The organism is Rhizobium lentis (assembly GCF_014200175.1).
Classification (GTDB): Bacteria; Pseudomonadota; Alphaproteobacteria; order Rhizobiales; family Rhizobiaceae; genus Rhizobium; species Rhizobium mulingense.
The window spans coordinates 327,857-351,597 of the sequence record NZ_JACHBD010000001.1 but is presented as its reverse complement, the minus strand read 5'-3'; the positions used below and the strand labels follow the sequence as shown (position 1 = coordinate 351,597).

The 23,741-nt window shown below is 62.2% G+C and carries 18 protein-coding genes and 6 pseudogenes; 8 read left to right on the top strand and 16 right to left on the bottom strand.

Features of this window, described 5'->3' with window-relative positions:
- Positions 1–182: 182 nt before the first annotated feature.
- The 4 genes and pseudogenes from GGI60_RS01765 to GGI60_RS32615 all read right to left on the bottom strand — a co-directional run.
- Complete coding sequence (locus GGI60_RS01765; protein WP_183913103.1) at positions 183–1,181, bottom strand: DUF808 domain-containing protein; 999 nt, start codon at positions 1,179–1,181, stop codon at positions 183–185.
- Positions 1,182–1,342: 161 nt separating this feature from the next.
- Entirely contained in the window at positions 1,343–1,819 is a 477-nt protein-coding gene (locus GGI60_RS01760) for a hypothetical protein (protein WP_183913105.1), read from the bottom strand.
- 118 nt (positions 1,820–1,937) lie between these two features.
- Positions 1,938–2,750, bottom strand: coding sequence for a hypothetical protein (locus GGI60_RS01755; protein WP_183913107.1), 813 nt, complete (start codon positions 2,748–2,750; stop codon positions 1,938–1,940).
- Positions 2,751–3,103: 353 nt separating this feature from the next.
- Positions 3,104–3,184 (bottom strand): annotated as a pseudogene (locus GGI60_RS32615) (O-methyltransferase); the annotation flags it as partial.
- A 54-nt stretch (positions 3,185–3,238) separates the two neighbouring features.
- Between GGI60_RS32615 and GGI60_RS01750 the strand changes: the two are divergent.
- Positions 3,239–3,722: pseudogene (locus GGI60_RS01750) on the top strand (TetR family transcriptional regulator); the annotation flags it as partial.
- 186 nt (positions 3,723–3,908) lie between these two features.
- Positions 3,909–5,354 carry an adenylate/guanylate cyclase domain-containing protein gene (locus GGI60_RS01745; RefSeq protein ID WP_183913109.1) on the top strand — a complete coding sequence of 482 codons (1,446 nt, stop codon included), beginning with the start codon at positions 3,909–3,911 and terminating at the stop codon, positions 5,352–5,354.
- A 58-nt stretch (positions 5,355–5,412) separates the two neighbouring features.
- Here the strand turns inward: GGI60_RS01745 and GGI60_RS01740 are convergent, their stop codons facing one another.
- Positions 5,413–6,054 carry a dihydrofolate reductase family protein gene (locus GGI60_RS01740; protein ID WP_183913111.1) on the bottom strand — a complete coding sequence of 214 codons (642 nt, stop codon included), beginning with the start codon at positions 6,052–6,054 and terminating at the stop codon, positions 5,413–5,415.
- Between the two features lie 89 nt (positions 6,055–6,143).
- Here GGI60_RS01740 and GGI60_RS01735 point away from each other — a divergent pair, with 89 nt between their 5' ends.
- Together GGI60_RS01735 and GGI60_RS01730 are read left to right on the top strand one after the other, a co-directional pair.
- The gene (locus GGI60_RS01735) at positions 6,144–6,665 is read left to right on the top strand and encodes a winged helix-turn-helix transcriptional regulator (RefSeq protein ID WP_183913113.1); all 522 of its coding nucleotides are present in this window, start codon (positions 6,144–6,146) and stop codon (positions 6,663–6,665) included.
- A 237-nt stretch (positions 6,666–6,902) separates the two neighbouring features.
- Positions 6,903–7,335, top strand: a pseudogene (locus tag GGI60_RS01730) (hypothetical protein).
- Positions 7,336–7,411: 76 nt separating this feature from the next.
- On the opposite strand, the gene GGI60_RS01725 reads toward GGI60_RS01730, so the two are convergent.
- Positions 7,412–8,002: a GNAT family N-acetyltransferase gene (locus tag GGI60_RS01725; protein WP_183913115.1), complete on the bottom strand. Its 591-nt coding sequence runs from the start codon at positions 8,000–8,002 to the stop codon at positions 7,412–7,414.
- Positions 8,003–8,196: 194 nt separating this feature from the next.
- Positions 8,197–8,703 (bottom strand): BA14K family protein, encoded by a 507-nt coding sequence (locus GGI60_RS01720; RefSeq protein ID WP_183913117.1) that lies wholly within the window; start codon positions 8,701–8,703, stop codon positions 8,197–8,199.
- Between the two features lie 360 nt (positions 8,704–9,063).
- Between GGI60_RS01720 and GGI60_RS01715 the strand changes: the two genes are divergently transcribed.
- On the top strand, positions 9,064–9,954 hold the full coding sequence (locus GGI60_RS01715; protein ID WP_183913887.1) for a hypothetical protein: 891 nt from the start codon (positions 9,064–9,066) through the stop codon (positions 9,952–9,954).
- A gap of 49 nt (positions 9,955–10,003) precedes the next feature.
- Here the strand turns inward: GGI60_RS01715 and GGI60_RS01710 are convergent, their stop codons facing one another.
- The 3 genes from GGI60_RS01710 to GGI60_RS01700 all read right to left on the bottom strand — a co-directional run bounded on the left by GGI60_RS01710 (position 10,004) and on the right by GGI60_RS01700 (position 11,566).
- Complete coding sequence (locus tag GGI60_RS01710) at positions 10,004–10,219, bottom strand: hypothetical protein (RefSeq protein WP_183913119.1); 216 nt, start codon at positions 10,217–10,219, stop codon at positions 10,004–10,006.
- 230 nt (positions 10,220–10,449) lie between these two features.
- Positions 10,450–10,626 (bottom strand): hypothetical protein, encoded by a 177-nt coding sequence (locus tag GGI60_RS01705; protein WP_183913121.1) that lies wholly within the window; start codon positions 10,624–10,626, stop codon positions 10,450–10,452.
- 103 nt (positions 10,627–10,729) lie between these two features.
- Complete coding sequence (locus GGI60_RS01700) at positions 10,730–11,566, bottom strand: alpha/beta fold hydrolase (protein WP_183913123.1); 837 nt, start codon at positions 11,564–11,566, stop codon at positions 10,730–10,732.
- A gap of 537 nt (positions 11,567–12,103) precedes the next feature.
- On the opposite strand from GGI60_RS01700, the gene GGI60_RS01695 reads away from it, so the two are divergent.
- A complete protein-coding gene (locus GGI60_RS01695) occupies positions 12,104–13,060 on the top strand; it encodes a S1C family serine protease (protein WP_183913125.1) in 957 nt (318 codons plus the stop codon).
- A gap of 32 nt (positions 13,061–13,092) precedes the next feature.
- Here the strand turns inward: GGI60_RS01695 and dusA are convergent, their stop codons facing one another.
- From dusA to GGI60_RS01675, 4 genes and pseudogenes are all read right to left on the bottom strand, one after another.
- A complete protein-coding gene (gene dusA, locus GGI60_RS01690; protein WP_183913127.1) occupies positions 13,093–14,094 on the bottom strand; it encodes a tRNA dihydrouridine(20/20a) synthase DusA in 1,002 nt (333 codons plus the stop codon).
- A 185-nt stretch (positions 14,095–14,279) separates the two neighbouring features.
- Complete coding sequence (locus GGI60_RS01685; RefSeq protein ID WP_003540801.1) at positions 14,280–14,492, bottom strand: cold-shock protein; 213 nt, start codon at positions 14,490–14,492, stop codon at positions 14,280–14,282.
- Positions 14,493–14,969: 477 nt separating this feature from the next.
- A complete protein-coding gene (locus tag GGI60_RS01680) occupies positions 14,970–15,437 on the bottom strand; it encodes a DUF3828 domain-containing protein (protein ID WP_183913129.1) in 468 nt (155 codons plus the stop codon).
- 220 nt (positions 15,438–15,657) lie between these two features.
- Positions 15,658–18,439 (bottom strand): annotated as a pseudogene (locus GGI60_RS01675) (metal-binding protein).
- A 407-nt stretch (positions 18,440–18,846) separates the two neighbouring features.
- Here GGI60_RS01675 and GGI60_RS01665 point away from each other — a divergent pair.
- Together GGI60_RS01665 and GGI60_RS01660 are read left to right on the top strand one after the other, a co-directional pair.
- A pseudogene (locus tag GGI60_RS01665) lies at positions 18,847–19,568 on the top strand (SOS response-associated peptidase).
- 119 nt (positions 19,569–19,687) lie between these two features.
- Positions 19,688–20,046: pseudogene (locus GGI60_RS01660) on the top strand (hypothetical protein); the annotation flags it as partial.
- A 31-nt stretch (positions 20,047–20,077) separates the two neighbouring features.
- Here GGI60_RS01660 and GGI60_RS01655 read toward each other — a convergent pair.
- Both GGI60_RS01655 and uvrB read right to left on the bottom strand, forming a co-directional pair.
- Positions 20,078–20,464, bottom strand: a complete 387-nt coding sequence (locus GGI60_RS01655) for a GNAT family N-acetyltransferase (RefSeq protein ID WP_183913133.1) — start codon at positions 20,462–20,464, stop codon at positions 20,078–20,080.
- Positions 20,465–20,664: 200 nt separating this feature from the next.
- Positions 20,665–23,706 (bottom strand): excinuclease ABC subunit UvrB, encoded by a 3,042-nt coding sequence (uvrB, locus tag GGI60_RS01650; RefSeq protein WP_183913135.1) that lies wholly within the window; start codon positions 23,704–23,706, stop codon positions 20,665–20,667.
- Between the last annotated feature and the right edge of the window lie 35 nt (positions 23,707–23,741).

The following is a 23,741-nucleotide window of genomic DNA, read 5'->3' as shown; positions in this document are numbered from 1 at the left end:
TCTTTGCGGCGCAGCGTGCTTACGATGAAAGGGATGCCGGTTGATGATGCTTAAGTCGTCGGGACATCCGGTCGGGCAGCAATGCGCTTGCCTCACTCGCCCGACCGGCAGGTGAAGGAGTCGGAGCCATCATGGTGCCTGCTCCGCCCACGCGTGGCGTGGTCAAAACTGCGGCCGCTCGCTCAGGCGGTCCTGATCCGGCGCAGGCGTGTCGCGCACCACTGCCATAAGGGCGAAACGATGTAGCCGACGGCCGGGATTGTCGCGAGCCCGATGAGGATGCCAACGAGACCCGCACCGGTCGCTTGAACCAGCCAGGAAAGCACGGCGCCGCCGGCCGGTACTGCATGGGCGACGGCTTCCCCGGTATCGTGGAGGAGATGGCTCAGCCAGGCGAGGCCGAAGGTTTCGGCGCCGTGCACGATGATGCCGCCGCCGACCCAGATCATCGCCGCTGTCCCGATCAGGCCGAGCACCTTGAGAAGATAGGGCATGCCCTTCACCAGGCCGCGCCCGAATATGCGCAGGGGCGCGCCGGCTTGAGAAGGGGGGGACCGCTGGGCAAGCCAGAGGCCGAAATCGTCCGCCTTCACGATCAGAGCGACGACGCCGTAGACTGCAGCCGTGATGATGGTTCCGACCAGGGCGAGAACCAGCGCCTGCATCGCCAGCCCCGACTCGGACAACGAGCCGAGCGTGATCGCCATGATTTCGGCGGACAGGATGAAATCGGTCCTGATGGCGCTCGCGACCTTTTCGTCCTCGAAGGTCTTCGGATCGACGCTGATCGACTCGAGCCCCGCCTCGTGTGAATGGGCTGCGTGCGGCACAACGAGCTCGTAGACCTTTTCGGCGCCTTCGTAGCAGAGGTAGAGCCCACCGAGCATGAGCAACGGCGTCACCGCCTGCGGCACCAGAAGGCTGAGGACGAGTGCTGCCGGCAGGAGGAACAGAAGTTTGTTCTTGAGGGAGCCGACGGCGATCTTCGCGATGATCGGCAGTTCGCGCGCCGCCGACAGGCCGGTCACATAACGCGGCGTGACGGCAGCGTCGTCGATCACGACGCCGGCGGCTTTGGCGCCGGCTCTGCCCGCCTGAGCGACCACGTCGTCCAGGGAAGCAGCGGCCGCCTTTGCAAGCGCGGCAACATCGTCAAGCAGGGCAATCAGGCCGACACTCACAAGCAAACCTCTCGTTTAGGGATATGGACAGCGAAAATAGTCAATCGGGCGGCAGCTGGAAAGAGGCGCTGCCACGGATGGTTGCGGCGCCCGATCAAAATGGCAGGCGCATCACTCGGCCGGGGTTCGATCCGGCGGCAAAGCAAAGATTTTACCAGACTCTAATCATCCTCGTCTTCGTCAAGGCCGAGGTGTTCGAGGCTGCGGAAGCGGCCGAGCCCCAGGGCAGCGAACGCGTCGACATGGCCGGTGGCCTCGACGCCGAGACGTCGTAAGGCTGGGTTGATTGGGTCGTCCGGGCCGATCGGGTCCCGCGTATCCGGTTTTGCGGCGCTGAATATCATGTCTCCGTCCGCGAATGCGGCGGCTGCCTGGGAACCGGCTCCGCCGAAATATTCCGTCTCGATATGGGCCAGCAGGCCATGTCCATAGGCGGTCGCCAGAGGCTGCTCGAGCACGGCCGAGAGTCTTCTGAAGCCGTCGCGGTAGGCGCCGGGCCGAAGTTTCGTCAGTCGCTCGAGCTGCCGATCGCCCAAGGGAGCGATCTCAAGGCAGAACGGCAGTGCCGTGGGTTCAGGGCAATCTGCCGCCTGAGCCATTGCCGCCACGGCGGCGGGCGATCCGACGACTGCGACCATATGGTGCCTCATAAACCACCTCGAAATCAGAGCTTTCTGCGGAACCCTTCGTGCTTGAGCAGATCTAACGGATTTCCCGTTTCGTGCAAGCGGGAGGCGAGCTGGCGTTCGATTGCGCTCACTCGATCTGGACATGGATGTGGTCGTCGTGGCGGGCGGCCCGGCATCCCTGAAAGCGGACATGGGCGTCGCTGATACCGAGCGCGTTCTTCAGATGCGGTTCGATGAAGATCTTCTGCAGACCGAAGCGTGCGGCCCCTTCCGTCGTTAGCCAGGCGACCGCCGCCGCAGTGCGCTGCTCCTCGATCCGGTAGGCCGGGAACAATGGCTGCAACGCATCGAAATTCCAGCGGGTGGTGAGCCAGTCATGGTGGCCCGCGCAGGGCAGTTCCTCGCCCGGGCCGGGCTCCTCGAAGGCGAAATAACCGATCGGCGAGCGGGTGGCGCCGTTCAGGAAGGCACCCCCGGCATCCTTGTAATAGTAAGCGAAATCAAGCTTCTTGCCGTCAGCATGCGAGAGATGCGGCAGCAACGGGAAACCGTTGACGAAGGGGAAATTCGCATCCAGCGCGACGGTGACGGTGCCGGGGAATTGCTGGTCCATGTGAGTGGCGAGGGCCTCTGCGAGATCGCGAAGTTTGGGCGTGATGTAGTTGCGGTTGAGCGCGCAGTAGATAGGCGAGTGGACAATGAGCCTGTCTTCGGCGCCTGCCATGCAGGAGAGTGGGACGCGGCCGAACGCCGGTGCCGCAAACTGTGTGGCGACGGTCGCGGCGGCGTAGCACAAAAGGAAGAGCGCGAGTTTGGCAGGAAATCGCCTAAGGCCGCATATGCGCGCGGCGGCGAGGGCGAAGAGATAGGCGACGCCACCGATCTGGGTGAGCAGCGTCAGGATGAGAGCGGCGAGGGCGTGGAGGATGAGGCGGAGCACCGGGCGGCCTTGCGGAAGGGAGGTTGCTTTGCCTTAGGCGAGGGAGTGGGGATGTGCAAGATGGGCTGCGAGTGTGAGGAGGGGGCGGTGGGTTGTTCGCTTTGCCCAAGCCAATGGGGATGTGCCGTGTGCCCCCTCATCTGCCTGCCGGCATCAGCCTGGGCGAGCCACGGGTCTCGCCCGTCCTTCGGACCCCCAAGGGGAGAAGCGGAATGGCGGCAAAGCGGCTTGCACCTTCTCCCCAGCGAGCGGGGAGACGGTGCCGGCAGGCGGATGAGGGGGTGAGCGACTGGGGGAGCGAGTGCTCTGAGCGTAAGCGAAGGCAAACACTCTTCATGCCGCCGCCGCCGATCTTAAACCCGCATCGACAGCTCGATATCGTCGGCGAACGGTGTCGAGAGGTAGCCGGCGGCTAGGGTGCGGACGCGGGCGAGACGAAAAAATACGAATAATTCGTCGCGTCGGCTAATCGCATTGCAGGACGCCGCATGACAGACCAGCCAAGTGCCCGGGTTTCCTCACGAAAACAGCCGAAGCAGGTTCGCTCCAGCGAGCTCGTGGCGGCGATCCTTGATTCCGCTGCTCAGGTTTTGGCGCGGGAAGGCGCCCAGCGCTTTACCACGGCGCGGGTGGCCGAAAGGGCGGCGTCAGCATCGTTCGCTCTACCAGTATTTTCCCAACAAGGCGGCGATCCTCTTCCGGCTGCAGAGCGACGAGTGGCGCGAGACGACCGGCCTGCTCGCGACGATCCTGGAGAATGGGCAAAGATCGCCGCTCGACCGGCTGCGCCGCCTTGTCCACGCTTTTCTCCGCTCCGAGTGCGAGGAGGCGGCGATGCGGGCGGCGCTGCATGACGCGGTACCGCTCTATCGCGATGCGCCGGAGGCACAGGCGGCGAGGGCGTCGGGCGACCGGATCGTCGAGCTTTTCATGCGCGAAGCGCTGCCATCGGCGCCGGAGTCGACCCGGGCGACGTAGCGACTCTACGCTTATTCCGAGGCAAAGCTACAGCTATTTTGGCGCGATCCGGCGGCCGCCGGGCGAGCCTTGCCGTTGCCGCGTCCAAGGCTGCCGAAGGCGGACGCACCGCCTGTTTTTTGCTATAATCGCGGGAGCCGCGGTGGATCCCATGGCCTGGCCAATCGAGGCGTAGGTGAGATGAGCGATGTTCAGGAACGACTCCTCGACAGCAAGATGACCGAGATGGAGCTTGCCCGGTCCTGGAGCCCGCGCGTCATCGCCAAATTCGAAAGCCTGATCCGCGGCGGCGACGATTTCTCGCTCTACCGCATCAACCCTCTGGCTTTCGCGCGCGACCAAGCGATCTCCGAGGCCGAAAGCATCGATCTCTTTCTCCATGCGACGCGCAGCGGTCTGTTCGAGATGAGCTGGGACGTCGTCTGTCCCCAATCCGGCATGGTGCTCGACAGTTTCGGCGCGCTGCGGACGCTGAAGACCCACTATGTCTGCGGCCTTTGCGACGTCTCCGGCGAAACCGACCTCGACGACTTCATCGAAGTGACCTTCACGGTGTCGCCGCAGTTGCGCCGGCTGCCGTTTCACGATCCCGGCTCGCTTTCGGTCGAGGATTTTCACTGGAAGGCGCGGTTTCTGAGCGATGCGCGGCTGCCCGGCCAGCAGGCCCGCTTTCTCGATGTCCTCAAGGGGATGGTGCGCGGCCTGACCTTCCTGGCCCCCGCATCCGTCACGACGGTGAGGGCGGAGCTCGGCGCCGGGGCGCTCGCCGGCATAAATGTGCAGACCCAGGCGAGCTTCGCGCTGCCGGTGACAGGCGAGCCCGTGACGGTGCCGACGCTCCTGCGCGTTCGATATGACGGGCAGCGGTTCTCCGCTTCGCTGCCGGCGGTGCGGCCGGGCCCTGTCATCGTCGAAATCGAGAACTCGGCGGCTGTGCGCGGGTCGCTGCTGCTGATCAACTGGCCGCCGGAAATCTTGGCGCAGACCACCAAGCCGGTTCTCGACTTCGATCCCTACATGTCGGGCGGCATGCTGCTGGCGCGCCAGACCTTCCGGCGGCTGTTCCGCTCCGAGCGCGTCGACGAGAGGGAAGGGCTCGGCATCCGCCAGGTGACGCTGCTGTTCACCGATCTCAAGGGCTCGACGGCGATGTATGGACGGCTCGGCGATCTCAACGCCTATGCGCTGGTGCGTGAACATTTCGCCTTGCTCGGCGCCACGGTGCAGGAGCATTCGGGCGCAATCGTCAAGACGATCGGCGATGCTGTGATGGCTGCCTTCTCCCGCCCGGCCGATGCGGTTTCGGCGGCGTTGCGTATGCTTGGGGAAATCGAGCGCTTCAACAGCGCACATGGCGATCCCAGCATCATCCTGAAGATCGGCGCCCATTGCGGCCCGTCCATCGCCGTGACCTTGAACGACAACCTCGATTATTTCGGACAGACGGTCAATGTCGCTGCCCGGGTGCAGTCACTGGCCGATGCCGGCGAGATCTGCATTTCCGAAGCGCTGTTTTCGGCAGCTGGTGTCGCCCAGTTGCTTTCCGGCCACCGGCTGGTCGCTTTCGAGGCCCCGCTGCGGGGCGTCGAGGGAACGGCATGCGTGTATCGGGTGATGCCGGGTTAGATCTGACGCGAGCAGGCGACCCTTGCGACCGCCTTGCCCGGACGGCCTGAGCCGGCAATTATTTCGCCAGCACGATATGGGTGGCGTGTTCGCTGGCGACATGTTCGGTGACGCGGAAGCCGAGGTCCGGCAGGTCGATGCCTGAAAACATCGCTTCGCCTTTGCCGAGCACGACGGGAGCGATGGCGAAGTGCAGTTCATCGATCAGGCCGGCCTGCAGATATTGCCGCACGGTGCTGACCCCGCCGCCGATCTTGACGTCCTTGTCGCCCGCGGCCGCCTTCGCCTTGCCGAGTGCTTCCTCGATGCCCCCGGTGATGAAGTGGAAGGTCGTGCCACCTTCCATGACGATTGGCTCGCGCGGATAATGGGTGAGGATGTAGGTCGGCGCATGGTAAGGCGGGTTCGAACCCCACCAGCCTTTCCAGGCATCGTCCGGCCACTCGCCGCGGATCGGGCCGAACATGTTGCGGCCGAGGATGAAGGCGCCGAAACCGGCCATGGCGCGGGCGGCATAATCCTGGTCAATGCCTTCAGAGCCGTCGTCCTTGCCCGTCATGGCGCGGAAGGTGCGGGTATGGAAGAACCATTCAAACATTTCCGGCCCCCGCTTTCCCAGGGGATCATTCAGGCTTTGCTCCGGGCCGGCGCCGAAACCGTCCACGGAAATGGAAAACCCTGCAACGCGCACCTTGGCCATGCTCTCCTCCACATGATTGCAATATGAAACTAGTTGTTTTCTCTCACAAGCGATCCTATAATGCAACTGGTTTTTACAGGAGATGCTCCGTGGATATTGAGTTGCGGTCCGGCTGCCCGATCAACCTGACGATGGAAGTGCTGGGTGACCGGTGGAGCCTGATCATCATCCGCGACATCATGTTTGGCAACCGCCGGCATTTTCGCGATCTGCTCACCAATTCGGAGGAGGGCATCGCCTCCAATATCCTGGCGGCCCGACTGAAACGGCTGCTCTCGCTCGGCTTCATCAGCAAGCGGGACGACCCGAGCCACAGCCAGAAGGCAATCTACAGCCTGACGGAGCCGGCGATCCAGCTCGTGCCCCTCTTCGCCATGATCGGCGCCTGGGGGAGGCGTCACCTGCCGGTGACGGAGGATCTGAGCATTCGAGCGCAGCTTCTGGAAGAGGGCGGGCAGCCGCTTTGGGACGAATTCATGGAGGATCTCCGACAGATCCACATTGCCGATCCGGTGGGCGGAGCAAACGGGACGGTGACTTCGCCGGTGCTGGCGCGGCTGACGGCGGCGTTTCTGGAGGTGCGGGAGAAGATGGCGCGTGGGGTGGCGTAAGCGGGGGGGCGATATTGGAAGGTGTGCCGTGCAGCCCCCTCATCCGACCCTTCGGGCCACCTTCTCCCCGTTTGGGAGAAGAGGGAGAATGCCGCTTCCCCAGCGATATCATCAGGCAACGCGCCTTTGAATAGACGCATCGTTTGGCACTGTACGCAGGCCTCTACCTCTCTCCTTAGTGCGGGGAACGTGGCCCGACGGGTCGGGTGAGGTCGCACGGCACGCCTTCCACCTCCGCTGGCCGGAAAAGCAATTTCGGTCAACGCGCTGGCCGTGGCTGTGGCCGGGTGCAGTTCGGTACCGCTCAAGGACAGCGGGACGCTCTCCACCTATTCCAATCTCGGTGCGCCGAAGGGCCAGCTTTCGAAATCGCGCTTCTATGTCGATGGCCTCAGTCTTGCCCCGATCAAGACGGTCGCCATCGAGGCGACGCGCTTCGGCTTCGCTGCTGCGAGCCGCATCAAATCGCCCGCCGACCGGGCGATGGTGATCGCAGGCAAGGAGCCGAAGGGGTTGGACCTCTCGCTTCCCTCGCGCCAGCGGATGAAATCCTGGCTCGGCGGCAAACCGAATACGTCGCCTGCGATGCCTTCGGCCGCGAGCCTGGTCGGCGTCGTCGCCGCCGCCGCAATGGACGGAGAAGAAGCCGAAGCCGGCCGCCGCTGATTGACCGAGTGCTCAGCCACGCCCCAGGCGGACGGGCAGAGGCGGCAAGCTTCGCTCCGTCCGCCTTTTGCCATTCGGTTTTAGTCAGCCGGCGCCGGCCGTAGCCGGAAATATAATTTGGTGCGATCGGGCCGGTCAGATGGATGCGATCCGCGCTTGAACAGTTCGCCGCCATTGCGCTCGATCACCCGCCGTGACGCGTCGTTATCCTCGTTGCAGAGAATGATGAGACCGGCGAGGCCGTGCTTTTCCGCCACCGCCAGTAGCAGCCTGAGCGCTCTGGTTGCGTGGCCATTGCCCTGTTTCCATGGCACGACGGAATATCCGACATGACCCGACACCTCGGGCGGCAGCTCTTCTGTGCCGGGTATAAAACGAAGGCCGATGCTGCCGCAGAATTCGCCGTCCCAGATCCAGAATAGCTGCGTGCTCAGAGACTCCCGTCCCAATCGGACGGCTCGCTTCGGATCAGGATTGAGGGCGTTGAGGAAGCGTGATCTGTCCCGGCGCAGCCGTCGAAGCTCGCCCATGATAAAGGTTTCGTCTCCGGCTCGGCGCGGATCGGGCGACCAGCCGGCGGCAAGCGCCGTTTCAAAACCCGACAAGTTATCGAGATCGGGCGAAAGCAGGACGACACGGCCGGCGGCCTCTGCTGTAGCTTTGACTGTCATCGCGCAGCTGTGCCTCCCAATCCCCGAAGGTGAGATCCTCCGGCTGGAGCCGCAAGACAAACACAAAACATGGCCGATGGGAAGTCTGGCGAGGTGCTCGGTTACCGTTGCTCGGTAACGTGGGGCCCTGCGCTCACGCAGCAAAAAGCCCCGCATCTTGATGCGGGGCTGGCAGTTGGGATTGTCATACCCGATCAGCGGCACTGACGGCGCGGGCCGTAATTTGGCTGATAGGTATTGTCGTAAGCGCGGTAGGACCGATAGCGGCTGTAGCAATATTCGGCATGCGAGCTATAGCCACGCGAACTATAGGCTCGCGGTTGCGAGGCGATGATGCCGCCGATCAGAGCGCCGGCTGCCAGGCCGCCGATGATGGCCCCGGTATTGTCATGATGGTGATACCGCCGGTGATAGCGGCGATCCCAGCCGTAGCGGTCGTCACGATAGTAATCGCGGTCGCGATAGTAGTGACGGTCACGGTAGTAACGGCGATCGCTGTAATGTCTGCGCCTGTCGCCATAGTGCGAGCAGACGATCGAGAACCTGTTGCAGCCGACGGTCATGATCCGGGCATCGGTATCGCCCGGCGCCGGCTGGGCCGCCGATTGAATCGGGCTCGGCACGAAGGCCGGGCCTGCCGAAGCCGGCGTTCCGGAGAAGGCCGTCGCTATCGACAGGACAATGATGGCGAATCTGTTCATGTCACTCACCTTGAGTCACGGATGTATCGAGGGGATAACGCAAATTAGGGAAATAAGTTTCTTTTTGGGATGCGAGACCGGGACTATGTGCGTCTTTGCTAACGCAGTCGGGGCTTTGGCAGAGACTTGATCATGGACTCTGCTTCTCCTATGCATGACGCTCCGATGGTCTCGCTAAGCATAAAACTCTGCGCGATATTCCAGCGTCCTGCGGTTCTGGGCGAATATCAGCAGAAGATGGATCGTGCCGAAATTCGGCAAGAAGTTCAAATTGCAAGTAGATGCTAAACCAGTCCTTATGGCGATGCTGCTTCGATACCTGCATGTAACGGCGTCACTCTCATGTCTGAAAGACCACCCATGCAGCTCTCCAGAATTATCGGCCTTCTCTGTCTCTCTACGACCCTGGCGCTTGCGCCGCTCAACATCGTATTTACCGATCTTTCGCCTGCCTTCGCCAAGGGTGGTGGCAACGGCGGCGGTGGCGGTGGCGGCAACGGCGGTGGTGGCGGCAACGGCGGAGGCGGCGGCAACGGAGGCGGCGGCGGGAGTGGTGGCCATGGCGGCGGCAGCAGCCATGGCAGCGGCGGCGGAAACGGAAGCAGCAAATCGGGAGGAAAGGCTGAAAACGGCCGCGGTGCCAACAAGTCCACCGGCAAGACGGGCAAGACAAACACGACCAAGCAGGGTGTGACTGCGAAGGGCGTCGGCAAGAAGACGACTTCTGTTAAAGCGCCCGCGGAAAAGCCGGCAAAGAAACCGGCGGCACAGCTTGCCGGTCTCAACTCCCTAAAGCGCAATTTCCATGCCCTCATGAAGACCGCGGATCCGCGCATGGCTGGGATCGCGGCATTCGCAACTGCCTATGCGCAGTATGAGATGGCGAACGGCGTTGCTCCGCCAGCCGACGATCCGCTTCTGGGCGACGCGGCGCTCACGGCAGCGCTTGCGGCCGCGACCAAGACGGGCACGGTCACTCCGGAAGTTTTGAGCTGGGCAAAGGACGCACTCGGCGTCGGCACGGCGGTCGGCACGATTGACCAGATGCGGGAGACCATGGCGGCGCAGGCCCCGGCGACGGAAACCCCTGCAGAGGGAACCGAAACCGAGAATGCGGTCGAGGGCAGCGAGACGACAGATCCTGCCGTGACCGCGGAAACGCCGGAAGCCAACACCGGCAGCGGGGAAGAGGTATCGGGAACGACCGAATCCGCGCCGGTTATCGATCCGACTGAAACCTCCGCTCGATGAGCGCGGAAACCACCGGCCTCTGATCGCACGCCTGGGATGACGTGCCCGATCAGCCTTGCTTGCCGCCGGCAAGCAGGCAAAGTTGGGTCTCGTCATGCACGCCCTGCCGGTAAAGCTCGATGATGAGGGCGCCGAGACGATGGGCTTCCTCGCTTGATCTGTCGATGTCGAGCCTTTTGCAAAGGGCTTCGTGGACACGTCTGCAAACAGCGAGGTCCTCCGAAGCGAGCGGTTCGTCACGCGTGCTGAACAGCTTGTCTGACATCGCAGTCTGCCCTTTTTTCGATGCCGTGAATCGCCATTGCGAAAAAAGATAATTTCGCAGACCTTGCTCCGCAAGATGGGCGAACGTCTGAAATGAAAAACCAGTGTGACGGTTCAAGATGTTGCAGCGCCCTATGCCCCTCTGAAAAAAACGCGCGGCGTTGAAATCGAGGCGCGCGAAGACGCGGGCGAGGGCATGGAGATGGGCGGGCTGACGGCTCCAGCACGGATCTACCTGGTTGCCGGGTCCTTGCCGCCCTGCTGCGACAGGCGCAGCTCTTTTAGCCGCTGGGTCTTTTCCCGACGAGCCCGCTGCTCCGCCTCGATGGTTTCCTTGGCGGCTCGCTCGGTATTTTCGAAACGATCCTGCCGGTAAGCCTTTGATGAGGGTTCGCGTTCTCTTTTCATGGCCGCTAAACGCAAATCGGCGAAAACGGTTTCATGCGAAAGCCGTTTTACCGGAAAACGGCATGGCCGTCGGGCGCCTCGTCAGCGCCCGACGGCCTGGGTATCAGCCTTTGATGAAGGCGAAGATGTCGGGGTTTATGATATCGGCATGCGTGGTGCACATGCCGTGCGGGAATTTCTCGTAGACTTTGAGCGTGGCGTTCTGCAGCAGCTTGGACGAGAGCAGGGCGGAGGCGGCGATCGGCACGATCTGGTCGTCGTCACCATGCATGACGAAGGTCGGCACGGTAATGATCTTCAGATCCTCGGTGAAGTCGGTTTCCGAGAACACCTTGATTCCGTCGTAATGCGCCTTGGCACCGCCCATCATGCCCTGGCGCCACCAATTGTCGATGACCGGTTCCGACACTTTCGCGCCCGGCCGGTTGAAGCCGTAGAACGGACCGGCTGGGAGGTCATAGTAGAACTGCGAGCGATTGGCGGCCAGCTGCTGGCGCAGGCCGTCGAAAACTTCGATCGGCAGGCCGCCGGAATTGGCTTCCGTTTTCACCATCAGCGGCGGTACGGCGCCGATGATGACGAGCTTGGCAACGCGGCCCTGTGGCTCGCCGTGGCGGGCAACATAGTGGGTCGCTTCGCCTCCGCCGGTGGAGTGGCCGACATGGACGGTATTTCTGAGATCGAGATGCTCGACGACGGCTGCGGCATCGGCGGCGTAATGATCCATGTCGTGACCGTCGCCGACCTGGGTGGAGCGGCCGTGGCCGCGCCGATCATGGGCTACGACGCGGTAGCCCTTCTCGAGGAAGAACAGCATCTGGGCATCCCAGTCGTCGGCGCTCAGCGGCCAGCCATGATGGAACATGATCGGCTGGGCGGTCTTCGGCCCCCAATCCTTGTAGAAAATCTCGACGCCGTCCTTCGTTGTGACTGTGCTCATGTCATGACTCCTTGATTGGTTAGATTGGACTAAAACCGTTGCAGGCTGGATCGGCAAAGCCACGAGCGGCGCCTGCGGGGATCAACATCGACTCAAGGTATGATGATGTTCTTATTGAACACCTAGTTCTATTCCATTGATATAACAGATGTTTGATAGGCGTGTATTCGTGCTCTGTGCCCATCCTCTCGTCGTGACGGCGGAACATGGCACGCTTTTCCTGACTGCTACGCGATGCGAACATTCCTTTGATCCCCGCATCTCGGTTGTGGCAAGCTGCCGAATGCGGGCTGATATCAGCAATGAGCCATTTTATTTCCATTCGTTCAACCTGTCTCTCGCGATAGTTCGATATATCTGTCCGGCTAGGTCGCGTTCCCTCCTGTTGCGTCGGGATGCGGGCTCCGCTGGCGCTCACTTGAACGCGGGTCGACGCCCAACCATCTATTTTCTCGGACACTGCCATGGCGAACGATCACAACCGCGATTGCTTTGCCGGCGACGGGACGGCCGTTGCTGCCATCAGAGGATCGTATCATGGGCTACATGGATAAGGACATTGCCCCCCGGGACGACGCGGCGCTGATCGATGCCTATTCGCAATCGATCGCAGCCGCCGTCGACATGGTCGGGCCGGCGGTCAGCCGGATCGAGCGGGTGGGGGGCCGGCAGGGGCACGGCTCGGGCTTTGCCGTTTCGCCCGATGGCCTGATCGTCACCAACAGCCATGTCGTCGACGACGCCAAGCTCGTTCGCATCACGACGCCGGACGGATTAATTACCGAGGGGCGTGTGCTTGGCCGCGATATCGACACTGATATCGCTCTTGTTCGGGCCAATGCGAGCACCGGGGCCTGGGCGACGCTCGGCGACTCCCAGCGCTTGCGCAGGGGTCATATCGCGATCGCGATCGGAAACCCGCTAGGCTTCGAATGGACCGTCACTGCCGGCATCGTCTCGGCGCTCGGCCGCTCGATGCGGGCGGCAAGCGGCAGGCTGATGGAGGATGTCATCCAGACCGACGCCGCGCTTAATCCCGGCAATTCCGGCGGGCCGCTGGTGTCCTCGGGTGGCGAGGTCATCGGCGTCAACACCGCCGTGATTCAGGGCGCGCAGAGCATCGCTTTTGCCGTGGCGTCGAATACGGCCAATTTCGTCGTTTCGGAAATCCTCCGCTACGGCCAGGTCCGGCGCGCTTTTATAGGGATTGCCGGCGACACGATCGTGCTGCCTCGCCGGGTGGCGCTTGCAGCGGGCACAGTGCAGACGACCTCCGTTCGCATCCGGCGTGTCGAGCCGGATGGGCCGGCGGCAAAGGGCGGGTTGCAGGAGGGCGATTATATCCTTGCCATCGACGCCAACCCGGTCGGCGGCGTCGACGATATTGTCAGGCTGATGGATGGCAGCCGGATTGGCAGAGAAACGGAAATCCTTGTGTTCTCGGTGGCCGGCCGGATCGAGAAGAAGATCTTGCTGCCGAAGGCGCGGTCTTAAGCCGTGGGTGGCGACGAAGAGATAACGTTAGGTCAGGCGCTGACCGCTTCCTGCTCCGTCCCGGAAAAATCCACGGCCGCGAAGGCTGCCGCCAGCACCTCCGGTCCGGCGCCGCTTTTTGCCGCGTCGGTGGAGAGGATCTGGCGGTAGCGCCGGGCGCCGGGCAGGCCGGTGAAGAGGCCAACCATGTGGCGGGCGACGTGCTGCAGCCGGCCACCGCCGGCGATATGGCGCTCGGCATAGGCCATCATCCGCTCACAGAGCGCCGGCCAGTCGGGTTCTGCAGCCGGCGCACCGAAGAAGCGGTGGTCGACGTCGGCAAGCACCGCCGCATTCTGGTAGGCCACCCGGCCGAGCATGACGCCGTCGACATGGGCGAGGTGGCTCGCAGCCTCGTCGAGTGTGCGGATGCCACCGTTGATGCCGATGAAAACCTCGGGCCAGCGCTGTTTCATCCGGTAGACGATCTCGTAGTCGAGCGGCGGGATCTCGCGGTTCTCCTTCGGGCTGAGGCCCTTCAGCCAGGCCTTGCGCGCATGGATCCAGATCGCATCGGCGCCGGCATCGAGAACACGAGAAATAAGCGCGGGCAGGGCCTCTTCCGGCTCCTGCTCGTCGACGCCGATGCGGCATTTCACCGTCACCGGCGCGGTCGCGACCGCCTTCATCGCCGCGACGCATGCGGCCACAGTCTCCGGCGTCAGCATCAGGCAGGCGCCGAAGGTGCCCGATTGCACGCGGTCGGAGGGGCAGCCGACGTTGAGGTTGATTTCGTCATAGCCATAGGATGCGGCGATCTTCACCGCCTCGGCAAGCTTGGCCGGATCCGATCCGCCGAGCTGCAGCGCCAGCGGATGTTCCGCCACGTCATGGCCGAGCAGCCGCTCGCGCGGGCCGTGGATGATCGCATCGGCGACCACCATCTCGGTATAGAGCAGCGCCTGGCGGCTGATCTGGCGGTGGAAATAGCGGCAATGCCGATCCGTCCAGTCGATCATCGGGGCGACCGCAAAAATCGGCCTTTTCTGCGTCATCGGCGTTTCATTGTTCCTGTGTTCGCAGGCTGCCGCGGCAGGGTGCCGCTCCTGCCGCGCGCGTGGCGGATTATCGTCAAAGGCGCATATAACACTTGCCGGTGCGATCGACAAATTCGCAAGCGCAAACGGAAACGGCGCCCCTAGCGGAGCGCCGTTCATGCCGCAGAAAGCGGAAATCCGACTTACGAAGCCGAGATGTTGACGGCCTTCGGGCCCTTGCCCATGCGGTCCGGCTCGGTGTCGAAGGTAACCTGCTGGCCTTCGCGCAGCGACTGGATGCCAGAAGCCTGCAGCGCGGAGATGTGGACGAAAACGTCCTTTGCGCCGCCGTCTGGCGTGATGAAACCAAAACCCTTGTCCTGGTTGAAGAATTTTACGGTGCCTTTGGTGGCCATTGGGATCGTCCTTTTCCCTTAGTCTGTCTAGTATCCGCGCCCCCGAGGGGAAGCGGACGGCTTTAGCTTTCGCCCCGAATCGATGGGACGAAGGGTCAGTCGGAGAAGTCACGTACGGGGAAAGAACGTCTACGCAGGCGGGTATTCCCGCGTCTCCTTCCGTAACGGAAGGGATTGCCACATCAGTCCAGTCACCGGCATGCTAATGCCCGAGTAGGTGGATTCGTGCCATCATTTCGGTCAAAAGGCAAGCGCCATTATTGTGGCATGCGGTTTATCGTGACAGGAAATGCCGAAGATTCAGTTACTTGACGAAAAGTTGGCAGATGCTTGCAGGGCTGTGCCATAGCGGGATCGGCGTGTCGAAACGGAACGAGGCGGTGCGCAGCAACCCTGCATTGCTCTATGCTCGCGCTCGGTGCATGCGCTCTATCGTTGCCGACATGCCGGGCACGGCGCGCTTGGGTCTGCCGCCGCCTACTGCGCATCCCCCAATAGTGCGGTCAGGCTCCAGGGAGCATCGCCTTTCTGATTGGCGATGTCGTCGACCTTCCAGCCGCCGTGCTCGCGCACCAAAGTGTAGAACAGCGTTACCTCTTCGCCGTTTTTGAACTGCACTTCCACCTCGGCCTTGTCGCCCAGCAGGATCGGCTGGCCGATCCGGACGTTGCTCGCTTCGCCGTCCTGGCCCACAATGACAGGGTCGAAATCGACCGCGCCGACATCACCCTCCGGCGTGTTGTCGAGATCGGCCTGGAGAAGTTTGTTCAGGTGGTCGGAAAAGAAGATCGAATAGGGCGAGGGCGCCTCGGCGTCGCTTCTATCGGTGTCGTAGCTGTAAAGCGCCTTCAGCAGCGCTTTCGGCGTCTTGTAGGTCTCCGCCGAGGCGGGCAGAGCCGCGAAAGCCGAGACGGCGAGGGCGAGGATGAATGTGGGCAGACGCATGCGGCTCTCCTCGGATGGGTGGAGAATCATAGCCGAAACGAACGTCGACGTGGAGCGGCATTTTCGGAGGATGCCGGACATGGCCGCCGGCCTTGCCGTTTCCGGGTGGTGCCCGCGACGACCGCCGGAAGAGTCTCACCGGTGGGGCTTTCAAGACTGCTAGCCCCACCACTTTGAAGGCCGCCAACGACGCATCTCTGTGTCGGCGGCAACTGTCGTGCTAGATCAACGCCTCATGCCCCAGGCTCGATGACATCGGCTCGAAGACGTCCTTCACGGCAAGCGTGAAGTCGTGGCTGGTGGTGTTTCCGGCCGCGTCATAGGCTTCGGCGGTGAAGGTCAGGCTATGGGTGCTTTCGTAGTCGATGGCCGCCTTGGTCTGGATCTTGTTGCCGACGAGCTTGAAGATGCCGTCGGCATTATCGGTCAGCCGCCACTTGACCACGCCGCCTTCCGGGTCGACGGCCGAGAGCAGGCCAACCGAGGTGCCGATCGCGACATTCTCGGAGATCGAGCTGCGCGAGAAGGCGAGCTTGATCGGCGCCTGGTTGACCGGGGCCTCGTTGACGTCGAGCACGTTGATGGTGATGTCCTTCTCGACCGTGACCTTGCCGTCGGAGACCGCCACCTTGATCGTGTGCGACTTCGCCGTCTCGTAGTCCAGCGCCTTCGAGGTGACGACGCGATTGCCCTTCAGGCGGAAGTGATCGCCGGCGCCGTCGATCAGCGTATAGGTGAGGGCGTCGCCATCGGCGTCCTTGGCGCTGAGCAGGCCGACCGTCGTCCAGATCGGGGTATCCTCGGAGAGGGCAGTTTTCGAGAGCTGGATATTGGTCGGCGCGTTATTGGTGCTGGTGAAGGTTTGCGTGGCGAATTCGTAGACGCCGTCGGCAAAACGGGCGAATTCGACGTCTGTCAGCATATCCTCACCGTCCTGCCCGCTCATGCTCGTCACGCTGTGGTGGGTTTCATTGTCGTAGATGACGCCGAGCATATAGTCGGCGAAATTACCAGAGAAGACCGCCGTGTCGATGCCGGCGCCACCGTTGATGACGTCGTAGCCGCCATTGCCTTCGAAGATGTCGTTGCCGTCGGTTCCCGCAAACTCATCGTCGCCGTTGCCGGCCTTGACGTCAATGCTGGAGCCGTAGCCGGTAATGAAGGCTCCCAAATCCCCTAACTCGTCGGAAAGATCGAGGTGAGCGCCGTCCGTCACTGCCAATGAGGCGCGAGGATTGCTTTCGAACCAATTGGTCGACGCGGCGACGATTCTATCAAAGCTTTCGAATTGCGCGCTCGAACCGGCAACCTGAAATCTTGCCGTGTCAAGCAATTCGATGTTCTCGATCGTCAGGCCTCTCAGGTCGGGGGCTTGCAGGCTGTCGAAGCCGTCACCGCCATTGATTGTTCCGGAAATCAGTGGAGCGAATGGCTGCACGATAATGACATCGCTGCCGTCGCCGGCGTCGATGTCCAAGACTTCCGTCACGAGGCCGACATCGGGAGAGAAGTTACCGACATCACCGTCGGTGATCGTATCATTGCCGGCGCCGCCTTTAATGACATCATTCCCGCCGTCGCCGAAGATCTGGTCATTGCCGTCGCCGCCATTCAGCGTGTCGTTGCCAGTTCCGCCATGGAGGTGATCGTTTCCGGCGCCTCCGTTCAGCGTGTCTGCGCCGTCACCGCCCGAGATCGTGTCGTTACCTGCCCCCGTCGTAATCGTATCGTCGCCGCTTGAACCCGTCACATCTGCGGAGCCTGAGCCCAGTTCGTCGGAAAGATCTACCGTCCCGGAATCCGAGATGACCAGGGTGGCCGCGACGAGAGGATTGAGCTCGGAGTGGCGAATGATGTCGTAAGCTTCCAACTCCGCGCCCGTCTTGGTGATCGTGGCGCCGTTCGTCTCCAAGATGTTCAAAGGTATATCAGGAGGAGTGCTGTTGAGCGTGAAAGTCTTCGTGTCGAAATTGTAGACACCGTCGGCAAATTGCGCGAATTCGACGTCTCTCAGCGTATCTGTGCCTTCCAATGCGCTCGTTACGACGTTGTCGAAATTATCTATCGAAAGGGAATATTCGGCAAAATTGCCGGCGAAAACAGCCGTGTCGATGCCGTTCCCGCCATCGATTTGGTCGTCACCGTCGCCGCCGGTCAGTTTATCATTGCCGTCCTCGCCGGCGAGGAAGTCATTGCCGCCGCTGCCGTCGAAAATGTCGTTGACGCCGCTGCCCTCAAATATGTCGTCGCCGTCGCCGGTCTTGACGTCGACTCCGGAGGGATTGTTCCAGCCCCAGATATTGGCTCGGCGGTCCGCCAACTCGTCGGAAAGATCGAGGTGGGCGCTGTCCGTCACCGCCAAAGAGGCGAAGAACTCGGAAAACGGATCTGTCGATCCGATGATCTTATCAAAGCTTTCGAACTGCGCGCTCGAACCGGTAACGGTATATGGCGAGGTTTGAAGAACTTCGATATTCTTGATCGTCAGGCCTTCGAGGGACGAGGACTGCAGCGTATCGATCCCGGCGCCGCCATCGACCGTTCCTGAAATCAGTGGATCGTATCTCTCCACGATTATGGAATCGTCGCCATCACCGGCGTCGATGGCAATGAGTTGCGGCTGCTCGACCGATCCGGGCCAGGGGACGCCACCGCCAATAATTAGGTCGTTTGCCGGCGCCTCCGATCAATATGTCGTTGCCGTTACCACCGCCGATGATATCGTCGCCAGCGCCGCCATTCAGCGTGTCGTTGCCGTCGCTGCCTGAAATGGTGTCGTTGCCCGTGCCGGTCGTAATCGCATTGCCGTAGTAAGAGCCAATCACGTGTGCAGAGACAGAGCCCAGCTCATCGGCCAGATCCACCACGCCGGCATCGGAAACAACAAGAGTCACAGGTGCGGAAGGATTGGCTGCGGAGTCGCGGATGACGTCATAAGCTTCGAACTCGGCGCCGGTCTTGGTTACTGTGGCGCCGTTTGTGTCCAGAATATTCAAGGCCATATAAAATTTACCCCCAGTAGATGCGTTGTTACTTTGCAATATGAGAATCCGCGGAAGAACAGTTTTAATGGTTCGGCGGAAGACAACCCCACGGGGATCTATGCCGATCAACTATGAAATTTTCAATGAAAAATTGTGATTTGTTTCTGGTTTTTTAACGAAAAATTGACGCAGAAATACTGGAGGATGGCTTTGAATTTGCAGACCTAAAGCCGCATTTTAGTCTCTTATTTTGCTTCGCGAGCTCGTAGAATTCTCGTTCTTGACGTGAAAGTATCCCGGCGGCTTGACTGGGTAAGATCATCACCCAAGCAGGCATTCCGGCAAGGACATAACTGACGCTTTGTGACCGGACCTTGTTCCGGAACATAATCAGAACATCAATATTCTACCGGCAGCGAGGACCCATGTGCGGACGCATTTTCGTCAAGACGCCGCTTGAAGAATTGATCAGCAATTTTCCCTTTGCCGTGAAGGGCGGAGATATTGATGGGCTTGGAAATCGCTTTCCCCGCTGGAACGGCGCGCCGTCGCAGGATCATCCGATCATCGTGAGGGATCCCGTGCGCGAACCGGATACGTCAGGTCCCATGTTCGTGGCAGGGCGATGGGGCCTGATGCCCCCCTGGGCAAAGCCCGGCGGTCAGCCGCCGCCGGTCAATATCCGTTGCGAGGGCATCAGTTCCAACGGCATGTCCCGTGCCGCCTACCGCTCGCGTCGCTGCCTAGTGCCGATCAACGGTTTCTTCGAGTGGAAGGACATTCACGGCACCGGCAAGAACAAGCAGCCCTATGCCATCGCCATGAAGGACGGCTCGGCCTTCGCGCTCGCCGGCATCTGGGAGACCTGGAAGGACGAAAAGGGCGTGTCCATCCGCAACTTCGCCATCGTCAGCTGCGCGCCGAACGCGATGATGGCGGAGATTCACGATCGCATGCCTGTTATCCTGCATCGCGAGGATTATGAGCGCTGGCTGTCTCCCGAGCAGGACCCGAACGATCTGATGAAACCTTCCCGGCGGAACTGATGGTGATGTGGAAAATCGGCCGGGATGTCGGCTCGCCGAAGAACGACAGACCCGAGATCATTGACGAGGTCGAGGACGATCCCGAGCCGACGCTGATCTAGCGCAGTTCCGGCAAGCCGCGGCGGTCTTGCGTCCGGAATTGCTCTGATGTCACCGGCTCGGGCGGGAGCCATTCACGAAACCATGCGGCAAACACATCCTCACGAGGAGAGGACCACGGATGCAAGATGATATCGGAACGCTCCTGCGGTCGTTGCTCAACAATGCCCTTCGCAAACAGTCTCAGCGCCGCATTCGGGATTTCGGCGGCTATCAGGTCGGAAAGCGCCGCAACCTGCATGTCATCGAACCGATCGCGCGGGATACCGCGGAGTTTCTCTGCACCTATCTCTGCATCAGCCTGCGCGGCGAACCGGCGAGCAAGGAAGGCGTTGCCTCCGCCATCGCCGCAGCCTTGAGGAACGTCTCCGACGAGCTTGCCTTCAAGCTGACCCGGCACGGTGACGATGCCTGCAGATCGATCATAGGCCCTATGACGGCTACCTGACCGCGCAACCGGACTATAATGGCTGGAGGGCGAGGAGAGGATGGGGTTTGGGTGAGGGGGAGGCTAGGCCAGCTTGATAAGGCCGGCTTCTGTCGGCCGGAAGCCGCAGGCGCGATAGAAGGAGGTCAGGTGTGGTTCGAAATCGACATGCAGCCATTCGGCGCCGCGCTCGCGGGCAATCCGCGTGGCTTCCCTGACCAGTTGCGTGGCGATGCCCTGCCGGCGCATGTCGGGGTGAACGCAGGTGTCGAGAAGGAAGGCATGAACGCCGCCGTCCCAGGCGACGTTGACGAAGCCGACGAGGCTGTCGTCGTGATAGGCGCCGACATGCGCGAGGCTGCGGGGCAGGATTCGGGAGAAGTCAGGTGCTTCGGGTGTGCTCCAGGCGGCGGACCAGAGCGTGCTGAGGTCAGCGGGCGAGGGGAAGGGGTCGATGCGGAATTCGGGCATGGGTGGGGACCGGTTTGTTCGTCGCCGTGCTTGCTGGGTTTTTCTGCCGATTGCGGTCACTTCGCAAATAGGTTTCATCGCGGCGGCGGGCAAACTCCTCTCTGCCTTGACATGAGGCGGCGGCGACCGAGGAAGACGTCGCCGGTCTTTCAGGAGCAAAGAAAATTGCCGAGATCACGGTGCGTTTTTAACGTTGAAGTTCACCGCCCCGGCCGCCCGGTCTTTCCCTTCGTCCGCCCCTTGCGCTTCTGCTCGCCCGGCTCCTCGTAGCTCCCGGTGCCGACGCGTCCACGCACCACCGGCCGCACGCCGTCATCGCGTTCCGGCTGGCCTTCAAGCAATGGCGAGAAGTGCTTTGTGCCCTTTGAGGCCTCCGGCTTTTCCGGCACGCGCCCGGTCACCGGCTTTTCCGTGCGGCCGACCGTCATCTCGTCGAGGTCGTTCTTGCGGAAGAGGCTCTTGCCGGCGGGGGTGGTGGGGTCGCGGCCCATTTCGTCGAGATGGGGTTTGCGGAAGAGGGGCGTGGTCGTGTCGGTGCCTGGGCCCATGTCGTCAAGGGAGGGGCGCGAGAAGTAGGAGGATGTGGCCCCCTCATCCGCCCTGTCGGGCACCGACCGGGGTCGAGCCGCTTGTCTGGACCCGTCCTCCGGACCCCCGGCGGGGAGAAGGGATTCGCGGGAGGCCTTGGCGTTCCGTTTGATGCCTTCCATCGCCTTCGACTCTTCGCGCGCCATTGGGTCGTCCATGACCGCCAGCTCGGCGGCCTTGAGGCGCTTGATTTCGTCACGGAGGCGGGCGGCTTTTTCGAAGTCGAGATCGGCAGCGGCGTCGCGCATGCTTTTTTCGAGCGCATTGAGATGGGTCTGCAGGTTGTTGCCGACCAGGTTGCCGCCGTCGGCGAAGCCTTTGCCCGAGACGCCCGAGATATCGGCGCGGACGTGGTCGCGTTCGTAGACGCTGTCGAGGATGTCGGAGATCTTGGCCTTGACCGATTCCGGCGTGATGCCGTTTTCGAGGTTATAGGCCATCTGCTTTTCGCGGCGGCGGGCGGTCTCGTCCATGGCGCGCTGCATCGAGCCGGTCACCTGGTCGGCATAGAGGATGACCTTGCCGTCGACGTTACGGGCGGCACGACCAATGGTCTGGATCAGCGAGGTCTCCGAGCGCAAAAAACCTTCCTTGTCGGCGTCGAGAATGGCGACGAAGCCGCATTCGGGAATGTCGAGGCCTTCGCGCAAGAGGTTGATGCCGACGAGCACGTCGAAGGCGCCGAGGCGCAGATCGCGGATGATCTCGATACGCTCGAGGGTGTCGATGTCGGAGTGCATGTAACGCACGCGCACGCCCTGTTCGTGCAGATATTCGGTCAAGTCCTCGGCCATGCGCTTGGTCAGCACGGTGCACAGCGTGCGATAGCCCTTGGCCGCGGTTTCGCGGATCTCGCCGAGCACGTCGTCGACCTGGGTGCGAGCCGAGCGGACCTCGACCGGCGGGTCGATCAGGCCGGTCGGGCGGATCACCTGTTCGGCGAAGACGCCGCCGGATTGTTCCATCTCCCAGGCGCCCGGGGTGGCCGAGACGGCGATGGTGTCGGGGCGCATGGCGTCCCATTCCTCGAAGCGCAGCGGCCGGTTGTCCATGCAGGAGGGCAGGCGGAAGCCGTATTCGGCCAGCGTCGCCTTGCGGCGGAAGTCGCCGCGGTACATGCCGCCGATCTGCGGCACGGTGACATGGCTTTCGTCGATGAAGACCAGGGCGTTGTCGGGAATGTATTCGAACAGGGTCGGCGGTGGGTCGCCGGGGTCGCGGCCGGTGAGGTAACGCGAATAATTCTCGATGCCCTGGCAGGAGCCGGTCGCCTCCAGCATCTCGATATCGTAGCGAGTGCGCTGCTCCAGGCGCTGGGCCTCGAGCAGGCGGCCGGCCTTTTCCAGCTCGGCGAGGCGAAGCCTGAGCTCTTCCTTGATCGACTTGATGGCGCCGTTCAGCGTCGGGCGCGGCGTGACATAGTGCGAATTGGCGTAGATCTTCACCGATTTCAGGTCACCGACCTTCTGGCCGGTGAGCGGATCGAACTCGGTGATGGCGTCGATCTCGTCGCCGAACATCGAGATGCGCCAGGCGGCATCCTCAAGGTGGGCGGGGAAGAGTTCGATCGTGTCGCCGCGCACCCGGAAAGAACCGCGGGTGAAATCCATGTCGCGGCGCTTGTACTGCTGGGCGACGAGGTCGGCCAGCAGCTGGCGCTGGTCCAGCCGGTCGCCGACCGACATCTGGAAGGTCATCGCCGTATAGGTTTCGACCGAGCCGATACCGTAGATGCAGGAGACCGAGGCGACGATAATGCAGTCGTCGCGTTCGAGCAGCGAGCGCGTCGCCGAGTGGCGCATGCGGTCGATCTGCTCGTTGATCGAACTTTCCTTCTCGATATAGGTGTCCGAGCGCGGCACATAGGCTTCCGGCTGGTAATAATCGTAGTAGGAAACGAAATATTCCACCGCATTGTCGGGGAAGAAGTTCTTGAACTCGGAATAGAGCTGGGCGGCCAGCGTCTTGTTCGGCGCCAGGATGACGGCCGGGCGCTGCGTCGCCTCGATCACCTTGGCCATGGTGAAGGTCTTGCCGGAGCCGGTGACGCCGAGCAGCACCTGGCTGCGGTCGCCATTCTCCAGCCCCTCGACGAGATCGCGGATCGCCGTCGGCTGATCGCCCGCCGGCTCATAATCCGATTTCATCAGGATGCGAATGCCGCCTTCGGACTTGTCGGGGCGGGCAGGGCGGTGCGGCGTCCAGATCTTGCCGTTCTTGTGCAGCGGATTGCCGCTCTCGATCAGCTTTGACAGCGCCTCGACCGTGGCGGTGACGCCGCCAGGCGAAATATTGCCGGCATCCTCCAGCGAGATATCGAGGCCGGCGACCGGGTTGAGCCCGGCGGCGGCACGCGTCTTCGGATCGCTGGAGCCGCCGATGGAGACGCCACGGGCAGTCTTGCCCACCGTCGCCTTCTTGTTGACGCTGACGGCTTCGGAATGCTTGCGCGCCGCGTTTTCCACCGCCTTGCGATGCTTGCCGGCCTTGGAGGCAATATCACGCTGGCTCTCGACGCCCGATGCTTCCGCATCCGCCTCCAACTGCTTCACCCAGTCGGCAACGGAGCCTGAAAGCGGGGCGCCTTCGAAGGACGATTGCGGAGCTTCCTCGAAGCCATTCGGGGCGGGGGATTTCTTCGGAGATTTGGCCATGGCGGGAATATGGAGAGAGTCAGCGCGAAAGGGAA

Coding starts and splice junctions, on each gene's coding strand:
- GGI60_RS01705 (WP_183913121.1), bottom strand. CDS start 10,626: ATGAAAAGAGAACGCGAACCCTCATCAAAGGCTTACCGGCAGGATCGT.
- GGI60_RS01715 (WP_183913887.1), top strand. CDS start 9,064: ATGCAGCTCTCCAGAATTATCGGCCTTCTCTGTCTCTCTACGACCCTG.
- GGI60_RS01740 (WP_183913111.1), bottom strand. CDS start 6,054: ATGGCCAAGGTGCGCGTTGCAGGGTTTTCCATTTCCGTGGACGGTTTC.
- GGI60_RS01695 (WP_183913125.1), top strand. CDS start 12,104: ATGGGCTACATGGATAAGGACATTGCCCCCCGGGACGACGCGGCGCTG.
- uvrB (WP_183913135.1), bottom strand. CDS start 23,706: ATGGCCAAATCTCCGAAGAAATCCCCCGCCCCGAATGGCTTCGAGGAA.
- GGI60_RS01655 (WP_183913133.1), bottom strand. CDS start 20,464: ATGCCCGAATTCCGCATCGACCCCTTCCCCTCGCCCGCTGACCTCAGC.
- GGI60_RS01745 (WP_183913109.1), top strand. CDS start 3,909: ATGAGCGATGTTCAGGAACGACTCCTCGACAGCAAGATGACCGAGATG.
- GGI60_RS01680 (WP_183913129.1), bottom strand. CDS start 15,437: ATGCGTCTGCCCACATTCATCCTCGCCCTCGCCGTCTCGGCTTTCGCG.
- GGI60_RS01760 (WP_183913105.1), bottom strand. CDS start 1,819: ATGGTCGCAGTCGTCGGATCGCCCGCCGCCGTGGCGGCAATGGCTCAG.
- GGI60_RS01700 (WP_183913123.1), bottom strand. CDS start 11,566: ATGAGCACAGTCACAACGAAGGACGGCGTCGAGATTTTCTACAAGGAT.
- GGI60_RS01710 (WP_183913119.1), bottom strand. CDS start 10,219: ATGTCAGACAAGCTGTTCAGCACGCGTGACGAACCGCTCGCTTCGGAG.
- GGI60_RS01720 (WP_183913117.1), bottom strand. CDS start 8,703: ATGAACAGATTCGCCATCATTGTCCTGTCGATAGCGACGGCCTTCTCC.
- GGI60_RS01685 (WP_003540801.1), bottom strand. CDS start 14,492: ATGGCCACCAAAGGCACCGTAAAATTCTTCAACCAGGACAAGGGTTTT.
- dusA (WP_183913127.1), bottom strand. CDS start 14,094: ATGACGCAGAAAAGGCCGATTTTTGCGGTCGCCCCGATGATCGACTGG.
- GGI60_RS01725 (WP_183913115.1), bottom strand. CDS start 8,002: ATGACAGTCAAAGCTACAGCAGAGGCCGCCGGCCGTGTCGTCCTGCTT.